Source organism: Thalassotalea marina, assembly GCF_014656435.1.
In the GTDB taxonomy this organism is placed as follows: Bacteria; Pseudomonadota; Gammaproteobacteria; order Enterobacterales; family Alteromonadaceae; genus Thalassotalea_C; species Thalassotalea_C marina.
On the sequence record NZ_BNCK01000002.1, the window covers coordinates 350131 to 364598 of the forward strand.

At 38.5% G+C, this 14468-nt stretch carries 17 protein-coding genes; 12 read left to right on the forward strand and 5 right to left on the reverse strand.

The window, feature by feature from the left end:
* From IE199_RS04840 to IE199_RS04860, 5 genes are all read left to right on the forward strand, one after another.
* On the forward strand, positions 1 to 1146 hold the full coding sequence (locus IE199_RS04840) for an efflux RND transporter periplasmic adaptor subunit (protein WP_189767828.1): 1146 nt from the start codon (positions 1 to 3) through the stop codon (positions 1144 to 1146).
* Positions 1143 to 1814 carry an ABC transporter ATP-binding protein gene (locus IE199_RS04845; RefSeq protein ID WP_189767830.1) on the forward strand — a complete coding sequence of 224 codons (672 nt, stop codon included), beginning with the start codon at positions 1143 to 1145 and terminating at the stop codon, positions 1812 to 1814. Before IE199_RS04840 ends, IE199_RS04845 begins: the two co-directional genes overlap by 4 nt.
* On the forward strand, positions 1807 to 3033 hold the full coding sequence (locus tag IE199_RS04850) for an ABC transporter permease (protein WP_189767832.1): 1227 nt from the start codon (positions 1807 to 1809) through the stop codon (positions 3031 to 3033). The genes IE199_RS04845 and IE199_RS04850 overlap by 8 nt, the downstream gene beginning before the upstream one ends.
* A gap of 17 nt (positions 3034 to 3050) precedes the next feature.
* Entirely contained in the window at positions 3051 to 3893 is an 843-nt protein-coding gene (locus IE199_RS04855) for an SDR family NAD(P)-dependent oxidoreductase (protein ID WP_189767834.1), read from the forward strand.
* 177 nt (positions 3894 to 4070) lie between these two features.
* Positions 4071 to 4499, forward strand: coding sequence for a hypothetical protein (locus tag IE199_RS04860; protein ID WP_189767836.1), 429 nt, complete (start codon positions 4071 to 4073; stop codon positions 4497 to 4499).
* Here the strand turns inward: IE199_RS04860 and IE199_RS04865 are convergent, their stop codons facing one another.
* Both IE199_RS04865 and IE199_RS04870 read right to left on the reverse strand, forming a co-directional pair.
* Positions 4500 to 5165, reverse strand: a complete 666-nt coding sequence (locus IE199_RS04865) for a response regulator transcription factor (protein WP_189767838.1) — start codon at positions 5163 to 5165, stop codon at positions 4500 to 4502.
* The gene (locus tag IE199_RS04870) at positions 5150 to 6613 is read right to left on the reverse strand and encodes a sensor histidine kinase (protein WP_189767840.1); all 1464 of its coding nucleotides are present in this window, start codon (positions 6611 to 6613) and stop codon (positions 5150 to 5152) included. The genes IE199_RS04865 and IE199_RS04870 overlap by 16 nt, the downstream gene beginning before the upstream one ends.
* 154 nt (positions 6614 to 6767) lie before the next feature.
* Between IE199_RS04870 and IE199_RS04875 the strand changes: the two genes are divergently transcribed.
* Together IE199_RS04875 and IE199_RS04880 are read left to right on the forward strand one after the other, a co-directional pair.
* Positions 6768 to 7670, forward strand: coding sequence for an ABC transporter ATP-binding protein (locus IE199_RS04875; RefSeq protein ID WP_189767842.1), 903 nt, complete (start codon positions 6768 to 6770; stop codon positions 7668 to 7670).
* Between the two features lie 3 nt (positions 7671 to 7673).
* Positions 7674 to 8420 (forward strand): ABC transporter permease, encoded by a 747-nt coding sequence (locus tag IE199_RS04880; protein WP_189767844.1) that lies wholly within the window; start codon positions 7674 to 7676, stop codon positions 8418 to 8420.
* Positions 8421 to 8468: 48 nt separating this feature from the next.
* On the opposite strand, the gene IE199_RS04885 is transcribed toward IE199_RS04880, so the two are convergent.
* From IE199_RS04885 to IE199_RS04895, 3 genes are read right to left on the reverse strand one after another with little or no spacing between them, the layout of a single operon-like run.
* On the reverse strand, positions 8469 to 9143 hold the full coding sequence (locus IE199_RS04885; RefSeq protein WP_189767846.1) for a TVP38/TMEM64 family protein: 675 nt from the start codon (positions 9141 to 9143) through the stop codon (positions 8469 to 8471).
* An 8-nt stretch (positions 9144 to 9151) separates the two neighbouring features.
* A complete protein-coding gene (locus IE199_RS04890; RefSeq protein ID WP_229854530.1) occupies positions 9152 to 9586 on the reverse strand; it encodes a DUF2141 domain-containing protein in 435 nt (144 codons plus the stop codon).
* Positions 9587 to 9615: 29 nt separating this feature from the next.
* The gene (locus IE199_RS04895; RefSeq protein ID WP_189767848.1) at positions 9616 to 10347 is read right to left on the reverse strand and encodes an SDR family NAD(P)-dependent oxidoreductase; all 732 of its coding nucleotides are present in this window, start codon (positions 10345 to 10347) and stop codon (positions 9616 to 9618) included.
* 79 nt (positions 10348 to 10426) lie between these two features.
* Here IE199_RS04895 and IE199_RS04900 point away from each other — a divergent pair, with 79 nt between their 5' ends.
* From IE199_RS04900 to IE199_RS04920, 5 genes are all read left to right on the forward strand, one after another.
* Entirely contained in the window at positions 10427 to 10963 is a 537-nt protein-coding gene (locus IE199_RS04900; RefSeq protein ID WP_189767850.1) for a Crp/Fnr family transcriptional regulator, read from the forward strand.
* Positions 10964 to 11033: 70 nt separating this feature from the next.
* Positions 11034 to 11381 carry a RidA family protein gene (locus IE199_RS04905; protein ID WP_189767852.1) on the forward strand — a complete coding sequence of 116 codons (348 nt, stop codon included), beginning with the start codon at positions 11034 to 11036 and terminating at the stop codon, positions 11379 to 11381.
* 114 nt (positions 11382 to 11495) lie between these two features.
* Positions 11496 to 12572 carry a YjgN family protein gene (locus IE199_RS04910; protein ID WP_189767853.1) on the forward strand — a complete coding sequence of 359 codons (1077 nt, stop codon included), beginning with the start codon at positions 11496 to 11498 and terminating at the stop codon, positions 12570 to 12572.
* Positions 12572 to 13576 (forward strand): M48 family metallopeptidase, encoded by a 1005-nt coding sequence (locus IE199_RS04915; protein ID WP_189767855.1) that lies wholly within the window; start codon positions 12572 to 12574, stop codon positions 13574 to 13576. Before IE199_RS04910 ends, IE199_RS04915 begins: the two co-directional genes overlap by 1 nt.
* Before the next feature lie 110 nt (positions 13577 to 13686).
* Positions 13687 to 14388: a glutathione S-transferase family protein gene (locus IE199_RS04920; protein WP_189767857.1), complete on the forward strand. Its 702-nt coding sequence runs from the start codon at positions 13687 to 13689 to the stop codon at positions 14386 to 14388.
* Positions 14389 to 14468: the final 80 nt, after the last annotated feature.

A 14468-nucleotide genomic window follows, 5' to 3' on the forward strand; every position in this document is an offset into this window, starting at 1 on the left:
ATGAAAAATAAACCTCTACTGATTTTTGGATTTGCGCTGGTAATTAGTTCACCTTTTATCAAATTGGCAGCAGACAATAATAAACAAAAGTTAGTCAAGGTGGTTAGTGTTGAGCAAGGAAGCTTAAAAGAGCACTTAGTTGCGACGGGACGGTTAACCTACAAAAAGGAGCTTAATCTAGACTCCCAGTTAGTCTCAACCGTGACTAAAGTGCTTGTGCAAGACGGAGATAAAGTCATTAAAGGGCAACCATTGCTCGAATTTGACAGCTTTGAGCTTGATAACCAATTTAACTTACTAACCAAACAAATGAGCAGCGTAAAGGTTGAGCTGGCTATCGCCTCGACAGAATTTAAGGATGCTCAACGCAAACATGATATTAACATCAAACTCATCGATAAAGGACTCATTGGCAAAGAGCAATTTGATTTAAGTGCTCAAGCATTATTGAAAGCCGAGTTAAATGTTCAATACGCACAAACCAAATTGGCGCAAAAACAAACGGAAATAAAAAGTGTTGAAGGACAACGACGTTATTTGCAATTAAAGGCGCCATTAGATGGGCTAATCACAACGGTTAACGCATCAGTGGGGGAAAATGTTTACCCAAATCAAATGAATGTTGATTTTAACTATTTGATTTCTATGGTAGATGATTCAGCCGTATATGCTGAAGTGCGAATAGATGAGCGCTCACTGGCAAACGTGCGTAAAAACCAATTAGCAGAAATATACTTTGCTTCATTCCCTGATAAAAAAATTGCAGGGAAGGTGAGCTTTATTTTTCCAACGGTTGATACCAGTGAACAAGGGCTTAGAAATAAAGTACGTATTGCGTTGAACAAAGCTGACTTGGTCGGTTTATCCCTTAAACAAAACATGAGTTGCCTGGTCAAGCTCAAAGTTTCAGAGACGATACAGAGCGTTTTGGTTCCGATGGAAGCAATTGTTGAAAGTGATGAATCAAAATATGTCTATGTTTTTGACGGCGAAAAAGTTGACCGTCGATTTATTTCTGTTGGTAGTTCTGACTTTAAAGTGCAACAAGTCTTAGAAGGTGTTTCCCCAGGAGAGTCTATTGTTGTAGGGCCTATGAGCACTTTACTCAATCTTACTGATGGTGAACCGGTTAGGGTGGCCATATGATTTCGCTACAAAAAGTTCGCAAAGGATATCACTCGTCCGAAGGTGTTTTGGATGTATTAAAAGGGGTAGATCTTAATGTACAACAGTCAGATTTTGTTAGCTTACTTGGCCGTTCAGGTGAGGGAAAATCAACACTGCTAAATATTTTGGGTGGGTTTGACAGTTTTAACTCGGGTAGCTACGAGTTTAATGGCATTGAAGTATCGTCTCTTAATTCTTCTGAGCTGACTACATTTCGGATGAACAATATAGGCTTCGTCTTTCAAAGCTTTCATCTGATCAAACATTTAACTGTGCTTAAAAATATTGAGTTGCCTTTGTTATTGCAAAAAGTGTCTAAAACTGAACGCCGAGTTCGTTCATTGGCAATGCTTAAACGATTAGGGCTAGAAGATAAACAAGACTATTACCCTAGACAGCTTTCCGGTGGTCAATGTCAACGTGTTGCAATCGCAAGGGCACTTGTGGTCAAGCCTTCTCTCATTCTAGCGGATGAACCTACAGGTAGCCTAGATAGAGAAAATGCCGATAGTATTTTGAATCTGTTTCAAGAACTCAATCAAGAAGGGCACTGCATCGTGCTGGTAACACATGACCCTCTCGTTGCACAAAGAACAAATAGAACATACAAGCTGCAACAAGGTGTGTTAAGGACGGGAAATGTTTAATTTACCTTTTGTATACGACGTGGTGCTCCATGTTCTTGAAAGCTTACGTGTCAATGCACTTAAAAGTAGCTTGATTATTGTTAGTGTTGGTATTGGGGTAATGGCACTTGTACTTGGTTTAACTTTTTCTCAAACCCTTTCGCGTTCTTTAGTCTGGCAATTTGAAAATTTAGGCTCAAATACTCTGACAGTTTCTTCATATTTGCCTTTATCTGAGCAACTTAAAGGCAATAAGGCGATCATTAATCATGGTGAATATGAAATGATCAAAAATGCAGTTAGCAAACAAACTGCTAATGTGACGCCGATAATTAGTATTAATCAGGCGGTTGTTCGCTTCCAAGATAAGTCGATTCAACCCAGTGCGATTGGTACGACATTTAGCTATATGAAGATGCGTAGCCGCTTTGTCGAAAAGGGACGCTTTATTAATGATGCTGACAACAGTCAACGTCGCCGTTCTGTCGTGATTGGCAAAACTGTGGCAGAAGATTTATCACTTGGGGAAGCGGTTGGGCAGTACATTACAATAAATAACGAGTGGTTTATTGTCGTTGGTGTACTTGCTGAAAAAGGTAACTTATTAGGAATTGATTTAGACGAATTGATCATTATGCCTTACCAAACAAGCCAATCACTTTTGGGTAACGGCGTCGAGCAAGACGTTTTGATTCAAATGAACGTTAACGATGTTAGTAGCGTTGCGTCATTAAGAAATCATATTGTTCAATTACTTCGAGAGCAGCATAACCTAGCTCAATACCAAGAGAATGATTTTAAAGTAGAAACCACAGATGAGCTGTTAAGCACGTTTAACAGTGTCTTAAAAATTGTCTCAATTACATTAATTTGTGTTGTGGGCTTATCACTAATCGTCGCCTCTGTTGGCATGACAAATATCTTTTTACTCAGCATTAATGAACGAACCAATGAAATTGGTTTGATGATGGCCATTGGTGCGGGTCGTAAATTTATTTCATCGCTGTTCATTATTGAATCCAGTGTCTTGACCACTATTGGAGGAGTTGTAGGACTGTTTTTTGGCTATTTATTGGCCTTGTTTGCGAGCTTAGCGTTACCGGAAAAATATGTAATTGAGTTTCCGGTATCCATGGGGATTTATACCGTGACATTTTGCTTTTTGTTGGGGCTGTTGGTCAGTTTGTTACCAGCGTCTAAGGCTTGTACGTTATCGCCGAGTTGCGCTTTATCAAAATAAAATTAAGGAGAAAAAACATGACAGTAAAAACAATATTAGTGACAGGAGCAACCAGCGGTATAGGTAAACAAGTGCTTAAATCACTCGCTATACAGGGGCATAAGCTAATCGTTATTGCTCGATGTCCTGAAAAAATTAAGCTTACTATCAATGAGGTAAAAAATGATGCGCCTAATACCGTTATTTATAGTTATGTGGCGGATTTTTCAGATGTTGATTCGGTTACTCAGGTGGCTCAGAAGATATCGACAAATCATCCCGTCATTGATGTATTAATCAATAATGCCGGCGCTATGCATATGAAAGAGGAAGTGGCAAAGTGTGGCCGAGAAAAAACCTTGGTAGTTAACCACATTAGCCATGCTGCTTTGACGTTGGCGTTAATCAACAACCTAAAATTAGCATCACAAGGTTGCATTATTAATGTTTCTTCAGATTGCTATCGTCTTCCTGGTTATGATTTAAATTGCTCAGATTTCGATGGGAAATACAATTGGAATAAGGCTTATAACCGGTCAAAATTAGCGCAGATACAATTTACTCATGTGTTACAAGATAAACTGAATTCGGACAATATTGTGGTGACAAGTGTTAGTCCTGGTGGGGTTAAAACGGATATATATAGAGCACTACCTAAAATCGCTCGCTGGCTAGTGTCGTTAACCTTAAAACCAGTTGAACGCGGTGTTGATGATATATTAAAAATAGCTAATTTAGAGGACGCGTCTATGTTTGCTGGACAATTTGTATCGAAAGGAAAAGTAAAAACGGTCGAACAGAAATTTTTATCACCTGCAGTATTAACTGAAAATTGGCAGATCTCCACCAATCGACTGGCGACAGAAAATTTTGCCGTTTAATCAAAAATGATCAATATCAAAGGTTTTGGCTTAATTGGGTTTATGTGGTTTGTAGGTATAGTAAACATTAGATAATTTAACACCTACAAACACTTATTTACAAAGATTACACACAGTTTAAACATCAAATTGCTGTTACCCCTTATACAATCTTTTTAGAAAATAAAGGGGAATAGTATGATCAAATATTTATCTGTAGCTTTGTTATTAGCTGGGTGTGCTACGCCTGGAGTCGATCGGGTAGAAGAAAACCATTTGGTTCAAGAGTTTTACGCTAACGTAGTTTCAGTAAGGCCAGTTGAATTGTCCTCTGATGTTGGCACCGGTGTGTTGGTTGGTGCAGGTGTGGGTATTATTGATGAAGCAGATGGCGACACCGAAGATATGGTAGCTGGTGGCATTGCAGGTGCATTAGTTGGTGGTTTATTTACCGCGATATTTGAAGGTAGCGATCAAGCATTTGAATATTCGTTACACAGTGATAATCGTGGTGACTTTACCTTAGTGCAAAAAGAAAAAATCCAAGAGAATGCTACCTGTGTAAAAGTCAGAGTAGCAAATAAGGCGACCATTTCAGTGGTTGATCAAAGTTTTTGTCATGTTTAGCTAGTCGCTTGGCTGCTGAACCATACCAGTACGCCAAGCGTGTATAGCAACCTGTGTTCTGTCTCGCAATTGCAGTTTATTTAAAATACTACTGACGTGAGTTCGCACGGTTTTGATGTTAATAAATAACTTCTCAGCAATTTCAGCATTGTTTAACCCGAGAGCAACGAGGTTTAAAACTTCAACCTCTCTATTACTTAAATCCAGCGAAGTATCAGCTGGTTGACTGCTGGTAAGCGACAGTAATTTTGTGGCTACCAGAGGTGAAAGCACGGCATCTCCTTTTGCTGCTTTGATGACGATGCTTGCCAACTCATCAGGTGCAATATCTTTTAAAATGTAGCTTAATGCGCCGGCTTTGAACGATTGCACGATGTAATCGTCCTGATGAAAGCTGGTTAATATGACCACTTGGCAAGCCGGAGTGCGTTTTTTAAGTGTTTCTGTCGCGAGAATTCCGTCATGTGTATTGGTGAGTTGAAGATCCATTAAAACCACGTCTGGCTGCCACGCATCGAGATGTTCAAATAACATGTCACCACTGTCAGCTTGGCCAACAATTGAAATATTTGGCACTGTAGACAGGTAAGAGGCGATACCTTGTCTGACAATGGCATGATCATCAACGATAACGAGTTTAATTGGTTGATTTAGTTGTTCAGACATAGCGTAATTTCAACTCCGCAATAAGGTTTGTTTGCTCCGGGCGCAATGGTAACGATTCCCGATGCTTGTTCAATACGTTTTTTCATCAAATTTAAGCCTTGCTGAGGCGTTATGTGAGTTACCTTGCCATCATCAACGATATAACAGTGCAGCAACTTTCCTTGTTCACTTTGACTAAAATGCACCTTAATTCTTGTTGCTTTACTATGCTTTTTGACATTCTGTAGAGCCTCCGTCATTACTTTCTGGCATAGAATGAGGTTTTCTGCACTGATAGGGTGTGTTAACTCATGCGTGATATCAATAGTGATAAGTTCAGCGTTAAACTCATGCTTAAAGGCCGAGATAAAAGTGTTTATTTCTATTGCTTGAGTATCATTGGTCGGCAAGGTATCTATCAGTTGGCTCATTTGGCCAAATGCTGTTTGATTTCCTTTAATCGCTTCTTGTAGATAATGCATCGCCTCTAAGTGATTATCTTGATTTAACATGTTTAAGGCTGTAGCTAATGCTAGGTTATTGGCAAACAGGGTTTGTTTTACCGTATCGTGTAGCTCTGCTGCTAATAACTGTCGCTCGCGCACTTCTGTTTGTTGTTGCTGTTTTTCGATGTGTTGTGCTAGCGCATCCGCCATGGCATTTAACTGGCTGAAGCTGTTAGCTATTTCACTTGGCTTATCGGTTGGCAATTTGGATGAAAAATCACCTTGTTGCCAAAACGAAATCACTTGAGTAAATTGCTGCCAATCACTTTTTAAACGCTTAGAGGCAATAACTAGCAGTATCAATACCACGAGCAATATCAGAGCCATCGGTGCCAATGCAATAAACAAAATTGACTTAAGAGAAGAGGCGTTAAAAACACTGTCTAGCAAAGAATAATTGGTTGGAAAGTGCCAAGTTTGCTCACTAATTAAGGCACCTAAAATTTCGCCATCGTCTGATTTTATCGCTTTGATCACTAACTTATTGTTATTGGCTAGAGGTTCGATGCCGGAGTTGAAGCGCCCAACCAGTGCATCGGCTAAGTCATCGCGCGCATTCATCGGAAGTTGTGAGGTTAAATCACCTTGATGATAGTTGTCTGTGTTGTAGGCTTTGATAAAAAATGCGTTTTTATCCACTAATACAAACCAATGAAAATCAACTTGTCCAAGCGATTCAATGTTTACGGTTTTGTTTAGGTAATTGCTGAGTTTTGTGCTGATATTGCTTGACCATTCTGGTGAACTCGAGTCCGTAGTTGAATAATGTTCTGTTGTTAAAACATGATTTTGATACCAAGTGGAAAACTGCTGTTGCTGAATGCCACTTGGGTTGGAAAATAAGCTCACTAATATCAGTAATACCGATACGGTACCTAGATAACTTACCGCAAGCATGATCAGTAAAAATTGCAACTTTAAAGACGGCTTTATCAGTTGCACTAAGGTTTCTTTTAATTTCATTGTTCATTTTTATTTTTAACTTGCTATTAGTTTACCTCACTTGGCCTGAAAATAAATCGGTCTGTAGACCTAGTCAATTTAGGGCAGTAGACCGAGGTTTTTTAATCAGATTATTGATGTAATAGCACCACTTAACAAACAAGGTTAATTGGTTATGCAAGATATTATTAGGATTGAAAATGTTGAAAAGTCATTTGCTGATCATCAGGTATTAAAAAAGCTGTCGCTTAATGTACCAGAGCAGTCGGTGTTTGCTTTTTTAGGCAATAATGGCGCTGGTAAATCTACAACTATTCGTATTTTAGCTGGGTTATTGGGGTTTAACGGTGGTCGTGTAGAAATGTTTGGTAAAACCATCAACCGTTTTGACCCAAGTTACAAAAAACATTTGGGCTGTTTAATTGACAGCCCTGTTTTGTATGATGATTTAACACCCAACGAGTTTTTATCTATTGGTCAGCGCATCAAAGGTTTACCTAAGTCGAGTATTGAACATGCACTTTTACATGTCGATATGAAACACGCTGCCAATAAAAAAATTGCCGCATTTTCACTGGGCATGAAACAACGAATTGCATTAGCAAATGCCTTATTGGGTGAACCTAAAGTTTTGCTTTTAGATGAGCCAACTAACGGCCTTGATCCTCAAGGAATGAAAGAGATGCGCTCCTTAATAAAAAACCTACCAGCTGCGATAGGTTGTACGGTGTTTTTATCAAGTCATTTGCTCGATGAAGTGGAAAAAGTAAGTTCACATGTGGCAATTATTGAAACGGGCGCAACTAAGGTACAGGGCAAATTAACCGAGCTTTTGGATCAGTCAGGCTGTTTGTTGATTGATTGTGACAACCCAGCCAAAGCAATAGCTTTGTTACTTAAAGGTGGTTACAAAGCTTTTCAACAAGATAACAATTTAGTGGTTGTTAGCGATCTGGATAGAGACAATTGTATTGCCGCACATCATTGGTTGTTTTCAAACCATATCGGTGTCTTTAGTTCTCATTTTACTAAAGCTTCTTTAGAAACATATTTTGGCGAGCAACAGTTAGTAGGGTAATAAATGATGAATATGATCACATTAATGTCGGTAGAGTTAACAAAGCTAAAACGTTCACAAGCGCTACTAATGTCACTGTTGTGTCCGCTAGCAGTAGTGTTGCTTCAATTGCTTTTTGTAATGGAGTCATCTGGCCAGCGCATTGCAAAAGACGGCTGGCAAATGTACTGGATGGGCACAATGTCCCTTTGGTATATGCTGATGTTGCCACTTTTTATCGCCTTAGTTACTACTTTAATCAATCATGTTGAACACAAACATGCGGGCCTGAGATTAATGCTGAGTTTTCCTGTTAAAACGTGGCAGTTGTTTCTGGTTAAAGTGATGATTGCGTGGGGCATAGTGATTTTAGCGTCATTGATCATGTATGGTTTAACATCGCTGAGCATTGGTTTTATGATGTTGCTCGGATATGAAGGTAAAGATGCATTTTCTTCTCCATTTCTAAGTCACTTAGTGAAAGTCGCAATTGCCAGTTTACCAATTTTAGTATTTGGTCATATTTTAAGTTGGCATTATAAAAATGTGGTGTTACCACTTGCCGTTGGTGTTGCCATGACTATAGCCGGTATGAAAATGATGAACTCTGAAAAATACTGGGTGTTTAATCCGTGGACATACCACACCATAGGCACTTCGGTTAGCGACCCAAATGTACAACAAACGGCGGTTCAACTTGGAGCAGGTATTGGTATCGCCGTATTAATTTTGTCAGCGTGGTATTTTGGAAGAAAAGAAGTGCATGTGTAACTAGTCATGAAAGCCTCACATTATTGCGAGGCTTTTCATTTAGGCATATTAGCTGGTTTTAACTTTTATAGCTTTATCGCGCTTTATGTATCGATGAAATAACAACCAAGCAAACCAAAAAAATGCAGTTAACACGATAGCGGTAATGAGTGCAGGTTTTGGATTTTCAATTGAACTTATTGAACCAGCATATGCTGCAATTAATGCATAAGGTGTTGAGCTTATGAACCAAGCAATAATAAATCGGCTAAAGGGCATACCTGTCATGCCTGATAAACAAGCAGTAACCTCAGGTAAAATAGGGGATGCACGTGACAGCAAGATCATGGTAAACCCATAGGTTTTAAATGAATTGATAGCTTGTTGTTGCTGCTCTTTGTCCTTGAGCAATAGTGACAGCAGCCTACTACCATATTTTTTACTTAATAAGTAACCAGTAATGCCGGCGAGACATAACCCCAATAACGCTGATATTGCTCCAAGGTTAGCACCCAAAAAGTAGCCCGCTAAAATTATAATGGTTAATGTTGGCACTGCGATAAATAAATCGATAAATAACAAGCAAACGACCAAAATAGCGACATACATAGCGGATAAAGACTTGGCTACGGTTAACCAATGTTCAACTTTTTCAATTGACAGTACTCCCGTGGTTTTTACAACGACAAAAGTGACGGCAAAGATACTTGCAATAATAACTATAAGTTTTAAAAGAGCTTTCATATCAACGCCTAAGGGTATCTTAGTTCAACGATGTGTTGATTGGCACCACTTGCCAATTGAATTTTACTGGCTTGAAATCTTGGTACTCCTGTTAAACCAACCTTTTGTTGATTAGAAAATCCCAGACCTTCTTTAGGCCAAATACCTGTCCAATTTTTTGTGACTTTGCCATTGCTATCTTCATCGTGCAGTACTTTGATTGCCACAGTATCTTGTGTTAATTCAAATGATACTTGCATGGTCGGCGTTAAGCCGGTGAGCGTTTTAATTTCAATGGCTTTTTCATGTTGTTTAGGAAAACCTTGTTCTTCAAATACCATCACTAATAATTGCCCTGATTTTTCAGGTTTGATGTTAGTGATATTTATAAGTAAGTTATGTGCTAAAGCTGGCGTACTGCTCATCAATATTAGGCTCCATAATAATGGTAAATGTATTTTCACTGTTTAATCCTTAATCTTTATTTTTAGCTCTAGTAGGCTTTCATCATGTTTCTGGCAAAAGACGGTGCTAACCTGAGTAAAAGTCGCAGCAGCTTTACTTTGCCAATATCGTGGGCACCAATGTTTTTCTCCATCCCTGTTATGATGGTTGTCGCAGCTTGCTGGGCACTGATTTTTCCGCTACCTCGCCCTTGTGTCATGTTAGTGTTAACTAAAGGTAAAAAAGCTTGCTGCACTGAAATATTGGTATTGGCAAGTTGAAAGCTGAGGGACTGGCTAAAAGCATTCAGTGCTGCTTTGGTCGCACAGTAAATAGCTGAAGTGGTTTTAGGGGCTAAGGCAAGACCAGAATTGATATTCAAAATGATGGCGGTTTGTGTATGAAGAAGGGTAGGCAGCAGTAAATAAACCAAACTACATACACTGGTAAAGTTAACGTTTATCTCTTGCTGAATATGTTGGTATAAAAAATCGTTATCGAGTAATTGAGCCGTATGCTGAATAGCTGCGTTATTAATTAATACATCAATATATTGGTATTGCGTTATGATTTTTGTTGCCGCTAATTCTGTTGCTGCTAAGTCGCTTAGGTCTGCTTTGATTGTTGATACATTGGCATATTGCACTGTTAAACGTTGTAATTTTTCTTGATCTTTTGCAATAACAATCAATTGATTGTGTGGTGATAACTGTTTTACTAACGCTAAACCTATACCTGAGGTTGCGCCTGTGATAACAATACGTTTATTGATAAGTTGCATCTCGGTTGTTCCAACTGATTAAAGTTACAGCAATGCTAGCGAGTTGTATTAAATGAAACATTAACCCAAGTTAACAGAAATGGACTTAAGTGAATTTTTTCTAAGTCACGGTAAACCCGTGTTAAAAAATAAAAATAATTATGTGTTTAACCAAGGCGAAGCTGAACAGCACCTATATTTTGTTAAATCTGGACTGTTGAAGGCGTTTTATGTCACAGAGGATGGCAAAGAGTCTATTAAATCTTTTATTACCCATGGCGATGTTATTGGCAGTTTAAGTGCCGCATTAGATAAGCAAAACGCAAGCTTTAGTTTGGTATGTTTAACTGAATGTGAATTGGTTTCTTTACCTTTTGATGTACTGATAGCAGAAAGTCGCAAAGATATAAATTTAGCTAATACTGTCATTAATTTGTTAATGCAGTTTGCAATGAAAAAAGAGCGCAGGGAGTATGAGTTTTTGTGCTTAAGTGCCGAACAGCGTTATCTGTTATTGAAACAGAACTCTCCTCATTTATTAGAGCAGGTTAAACAACACGATTTAGCAAAATATTTAGGTGTCACAGCCGTTGGTTTAAGCCGGATCAAAAAACGTGTTCAAGCAATAAAGTGTTAATAGCAAAATTTACTTTCTGCATAAGAGATAGATCTTTAAAATAGTGAAAATTTTATATTAGGACTTCGATATGATTGAAAGAATGGAAACTGGTGCACGCATGAGTCGCATCGTTAAGCACAATGGTACTATTTATTTATGTGGCCAAGTTTGTAAAGACGCAAACGATGATATTACCGGTCAAACTACCACTATGCTTGAAAAAGTAGATGCATTGCTAGAGCAGGCGGGCAGTTCAAGAGAGCACATGTTGTCTGCCACAATTTACTTAAAAGATATGAAAGATTTTGCGCAGATGAATGAAGTGTGGGATGCATGGGTTCCTGAAGGGCATGCGCCGGCTAGAGCTTGTGTTCAAGCACCAATGGCAAGAGACGTGTTACTCGTTGAAATCTCTGTCATCGCAGCTGAAAAATAGCATTTTTATGAAGGGGCGTTTATCGTCCCTACCTTTGTTAATATTAAGTTACATGTTGTAATATTTTGGAAATTAAGGTAATTTTTCAAGATATTATAAAAAAGGATAATCATTATGGAAGATAACAACCCTCCTAAGGCTGCCAATACATTTGTGCCAGTCTCTTTTAGTTTTTCAGGTAAAACAGGCGAATATTGGCAAATTTGGATTGTTAACGTACTACTCACTATTGTTACTTTGGGTATTTATTCCGCCTGGGCAAAAGTGAGAAATGAACGATATTTTTATGGCAATACTGAACTAGACGGCCATCGCTTTAGTTATTTAGCAACGCCAATACAAATTCTTAAAGGCCGCATTATCGCGGTGATTTTGTTTGTCAGTTACTATTTACTGTCCAGCTTTTCTCCTGTGGCTGGTTTAGTACTGATGTTGATATTACTGTTTGCTTTCCCGTTTTTGATTTGTGCAAGTTTACGTTTTAATTTACGTATGAGCAGTTACCGCAACGTGCGTTTTGACTTTAAAGGACAATACGGTGAAGCGTTGTTGAACTTTCTAGTTTTGCCTGTAGCAAGTCTATTTACTTTCTATTTGTTGTTACCTTGGGTATTAAAACGAATAGATAACTTTTTGATCAGCAATAGCTATTATGGCGATCGTCAATTTAAACCTGAACTGGAAACTGGCCAATATTATTTTGCGTCTTTTCTAACGGTTATTGCCATGATTTTTGCTGTGATGACCTTTGGTTTTGCATTGGGTTTGGCTGGTATTGCTATGCCTACTCCTGAGGCTATTGAACAAGGAAGTGTATCATCTGCCATTCTGCCTTATGTAATTTTAGTGATCTACTTCCTTGTGTTTACTGTAGTTTCTGCAGTTTATACCACCATGATACGTAACCATATGTTCAGACAAACAGAGCTAGATGAAGTAGCTAAATTTGATTCTTCTTTCTCAATTGGCTCACTAGCTTGGTTAAATTTATCTAACCTTGCTATCGTTATTTTCAGTTTAGGATTTGCTTTACCTTGGGCAAAAATTCGTAAAGCGCGTTATGTTGTAGGCCGTACTGAAGTGCAACTTAATGAAAACAAAGAAAACGTTATTGATAATATCGCGGAGCAAAGTAACGCCTTAGGTGAAGAAGTAGCGAATATTTTTGATGTGGATGTTGCTTTAACATAATGAGCACGTTTGCAAAGTTTTTTGCCGCACAAAGCAGCCAATATCAAGACGTAACACTCAGTGTTGAATCTCAGCAGCTTATCGTTTCAGGCGAGCACGTAAATCAACGTGTTTCGCTTGATAACTTAGTGATTACACCACCAATGGCTAATTTACCACAAGAAATTAAATTACCTTGTGGTGGTTTGTTAGTTTTGCCAAAAGGTAGCGAATTGAGTCAACTAAATTCGCGCCACGGCGGAGTGATTGACTGGTTGGAGAAAAACAAGTTTGCTTGCTTGTTGGCGCTGCTGTTGGTGCCTTTGTGTTTTTATGGCATCGTTGCTAAAGGCATTCCAAAACTTGCAAAAGAAATGACGCCAATGGTACCAATATCTGTTAAACAGTCCATCGACCGACAGGTCATGTACGTGTTTGACGAGTTAATGTTAAAACCCTCTGAACTTGATGAAAATACTCAACAGCGCTGGCAACAATTGTGGCAAAAATCTCTGGATCAACTTGATTTGCAACAAAACAATTATCAGGTGTTGTTTCGTCAATCTCCCTCAATGGGAGCAAATGCATTTGCTCTGCCTGGGGGCACAATTGTGGTAACTGATGAACTGCTCAAACTGCTAAAGAATAATGAAGATGCGGTGATGGCGGTAGTTTTTCATGAAATTGGCCATGTAGAACATCAACACGGTATGCAGTTGATTGCAGAGTCATTAGCAACAACACTATTAATGACTTATGTATTGGGTGATATGGAGGGTATTGCTGAATTATATTCCGGTAGTTTTACCTCCATTGTACAAAACCAGTTTTCTCAGCAGCTAGAAAAAGAAGCTGATAGCTATGCGGTTAAACAGCTTCAGGCGTTTGATATTCCAACATCCGCACTTGGTGATGCACTGCTTGCTATAAGTGCTGACCATGAAAAACTCGATAAGCTACAACAATATTTAAGTTCACATCCTTCAATCGAAAGTCGCGTAAAGTTTGCACAACAAGCGCAATAAATCGTAACAAACTAAGTTAATTTATTTTTACTGTATGTGTTTACAGTGTTTTACTTGTTGAGTATGCTAATGCCAACTGAACAAATAAAAATCAACTTAAGGATGACGACATGATTACGTTATATGGTTTTGGACCAGCATTTGGAGTGATAGATGCCAGCCCATTTGTGGTAAAAGTGGATTTATTTCTGAAGTTAGCGGGGCTGGAATATCAAACCGTTAATGATGTAAATAATTTAAAAAAATCGCCAAAAGGCAAGTTGCCATTTATCACTGACGGTGACAAAACCATTGCTGACTCTCACTTTATCCTTGAGTACTTAACCGAAAAGTACCAAGTAAACATCGACGATCATTTGTCTGAAGAACAAAAAGCGCAAGCACTGTTATACAGTAAAGCACTTGATGAAAGCTTGTATTGGATATTGGTGTATAGCCGCTGGATAAAAGAAGATACCTGGCCAATTGTCCGTGATACTTTTTTTGCTGACTTACCAGCACCGCTTAAATTATTTGTACCGGGATTAGTGCAACGAGACGTTAAAAAAACACTGAAAGGGCAAGGTTTTGGTCGTCATAGTGAGTCAGAACTGTTGGCTCTTGCGAAAAACTATTTTTGTGCACTATCAACCTTGTTGGCTGATAAGCCATATTTCTTTGGTGATAAGATCAGTTCATTTGATGTATTAGCCTACTCCATGTTGTGTGAGGTAATCTCTGTTGATTATTTTAATAACTTTAATCAGCTTGCACGCAGTTATGACAACTTAGTGGCTTTTTGTCAGCGAATTGAACAAACATACTATGGTTAAAACAATCTGAGTTTGGTCAGTAATTTTGGGATTAACTCAATCAAAAAAGCCCTAGAGGTATTAACTCTTGGGGCTTTTTT

Bases quoted from the DNA above. Each gene is read 5' to 3' on its own strand.
- IE199_RS04855 (WP_189767834.1), top strand. From the start codon at position 3,051: ATGACAGTAAAAACAATATTAGTGACAGGAGCAACCAGCGGTATAGGT.
- IE199_RS04920 (WP_189767857.1), top strand. From the start codon at position 13,687: ATGATTACGTTATATGGTTTTGGACCAGCATTTGGAGTGATAGATGCC.
- IE199_RS04870 (WP_189767840.1), bottom strand. From the start codon at position 6,613: ATGAAATTAAAAGAAACCTTAGTGCAACTGATAAAGCCGTCTTTAAAG.
- IE199_RS04880 (WP_189767844.1), top strand. From the start codon at position 7,674: ATGATGAATATGATCACATTAATGTCGGTAGAGTTAACAAAGCTAAAA.
- IE199_RS04875 (WP_189767842.1), top strand. From the start codon at position 6,768: ATGCAAGATATTATTAGGATTGAAAATGTTGAAAAGTCATTTGCTGAT.
- IE199_RS04915 (WP_189767855.1), top strand. From the start codon at position 12,572: ATGAGCACGTTTGCAAAGTTTTTTGCCGCACAAAGCAGCCAATATCAA.
- IE199_RS04865 (WP_189767838.1), bottom strand. From the start codon at position 5,165: ATGTCTGAACAACTAAATCAACCAATTAAACTCGTTATCGTTGATGAT.
- IE199_RS04895 (WP_189767848.1), bottom strand. From the start codon at position 10,347: ATGCAACTTATCAATAAACGTATTGTTATCACAGGCGCAACCTCAGGT.
- IE199_RS04905 (WP_189767852.1), top strand. From the start codon at position 11,034: ATGATTGAAAGAATGGAAACTGGTGCACGCATGAGTCGCATCGTTAAG.
- IE199_RS04900 (WP_189767850.1), top strand. From the start codon at position 10,427: ATGGACTTAAGTGAATTTTTTCTAAGTCACGGTAAACCCGTGTTAAAA.
- IE199_RS04850 (WP_189767832.1), top strand. From the start codon at position 1,807: ATGTTTAATTTACCTTTTGTATACGACGTGGTGCTCCATGTTCTTGAA.
- IE199_RS04845 (WP_189767830.1), top strand. From the start codon at position 1,143: ATGATTTCGCTACAAAAAGTTCGCAAAGGATATCACTCGTCCGAAGGT.
- IE199_RS04885 (WP_189767846.1), bottom strand. From the start codon at position 9,143: ATGAAAGCTCTTTTAAAACTTATAGTTATTATTGCAAGTATCTTTGCC.
- IE199_RS04910 (WP_189767853.1), top strand. From the start codon at position 11,496: ATGGAAGATAACAACCCTCCTAAGGCTGCCAATACATTTGTGCCAGTC.
- IE199_RS04840 (WP_189767828.1), top strand. From the start codon at position 1: ATGAAAAATAAACCTCTACTGATTTTTGGATTTGCGCTGGTAATTAGT.
- IE199_RS04860 (WP_189767836.1), top strand. From the start codon at position 4,071: ATGATCAAATATTTATCTGTAGCTTTGTTATTAGCTGGGTGTGCTACG.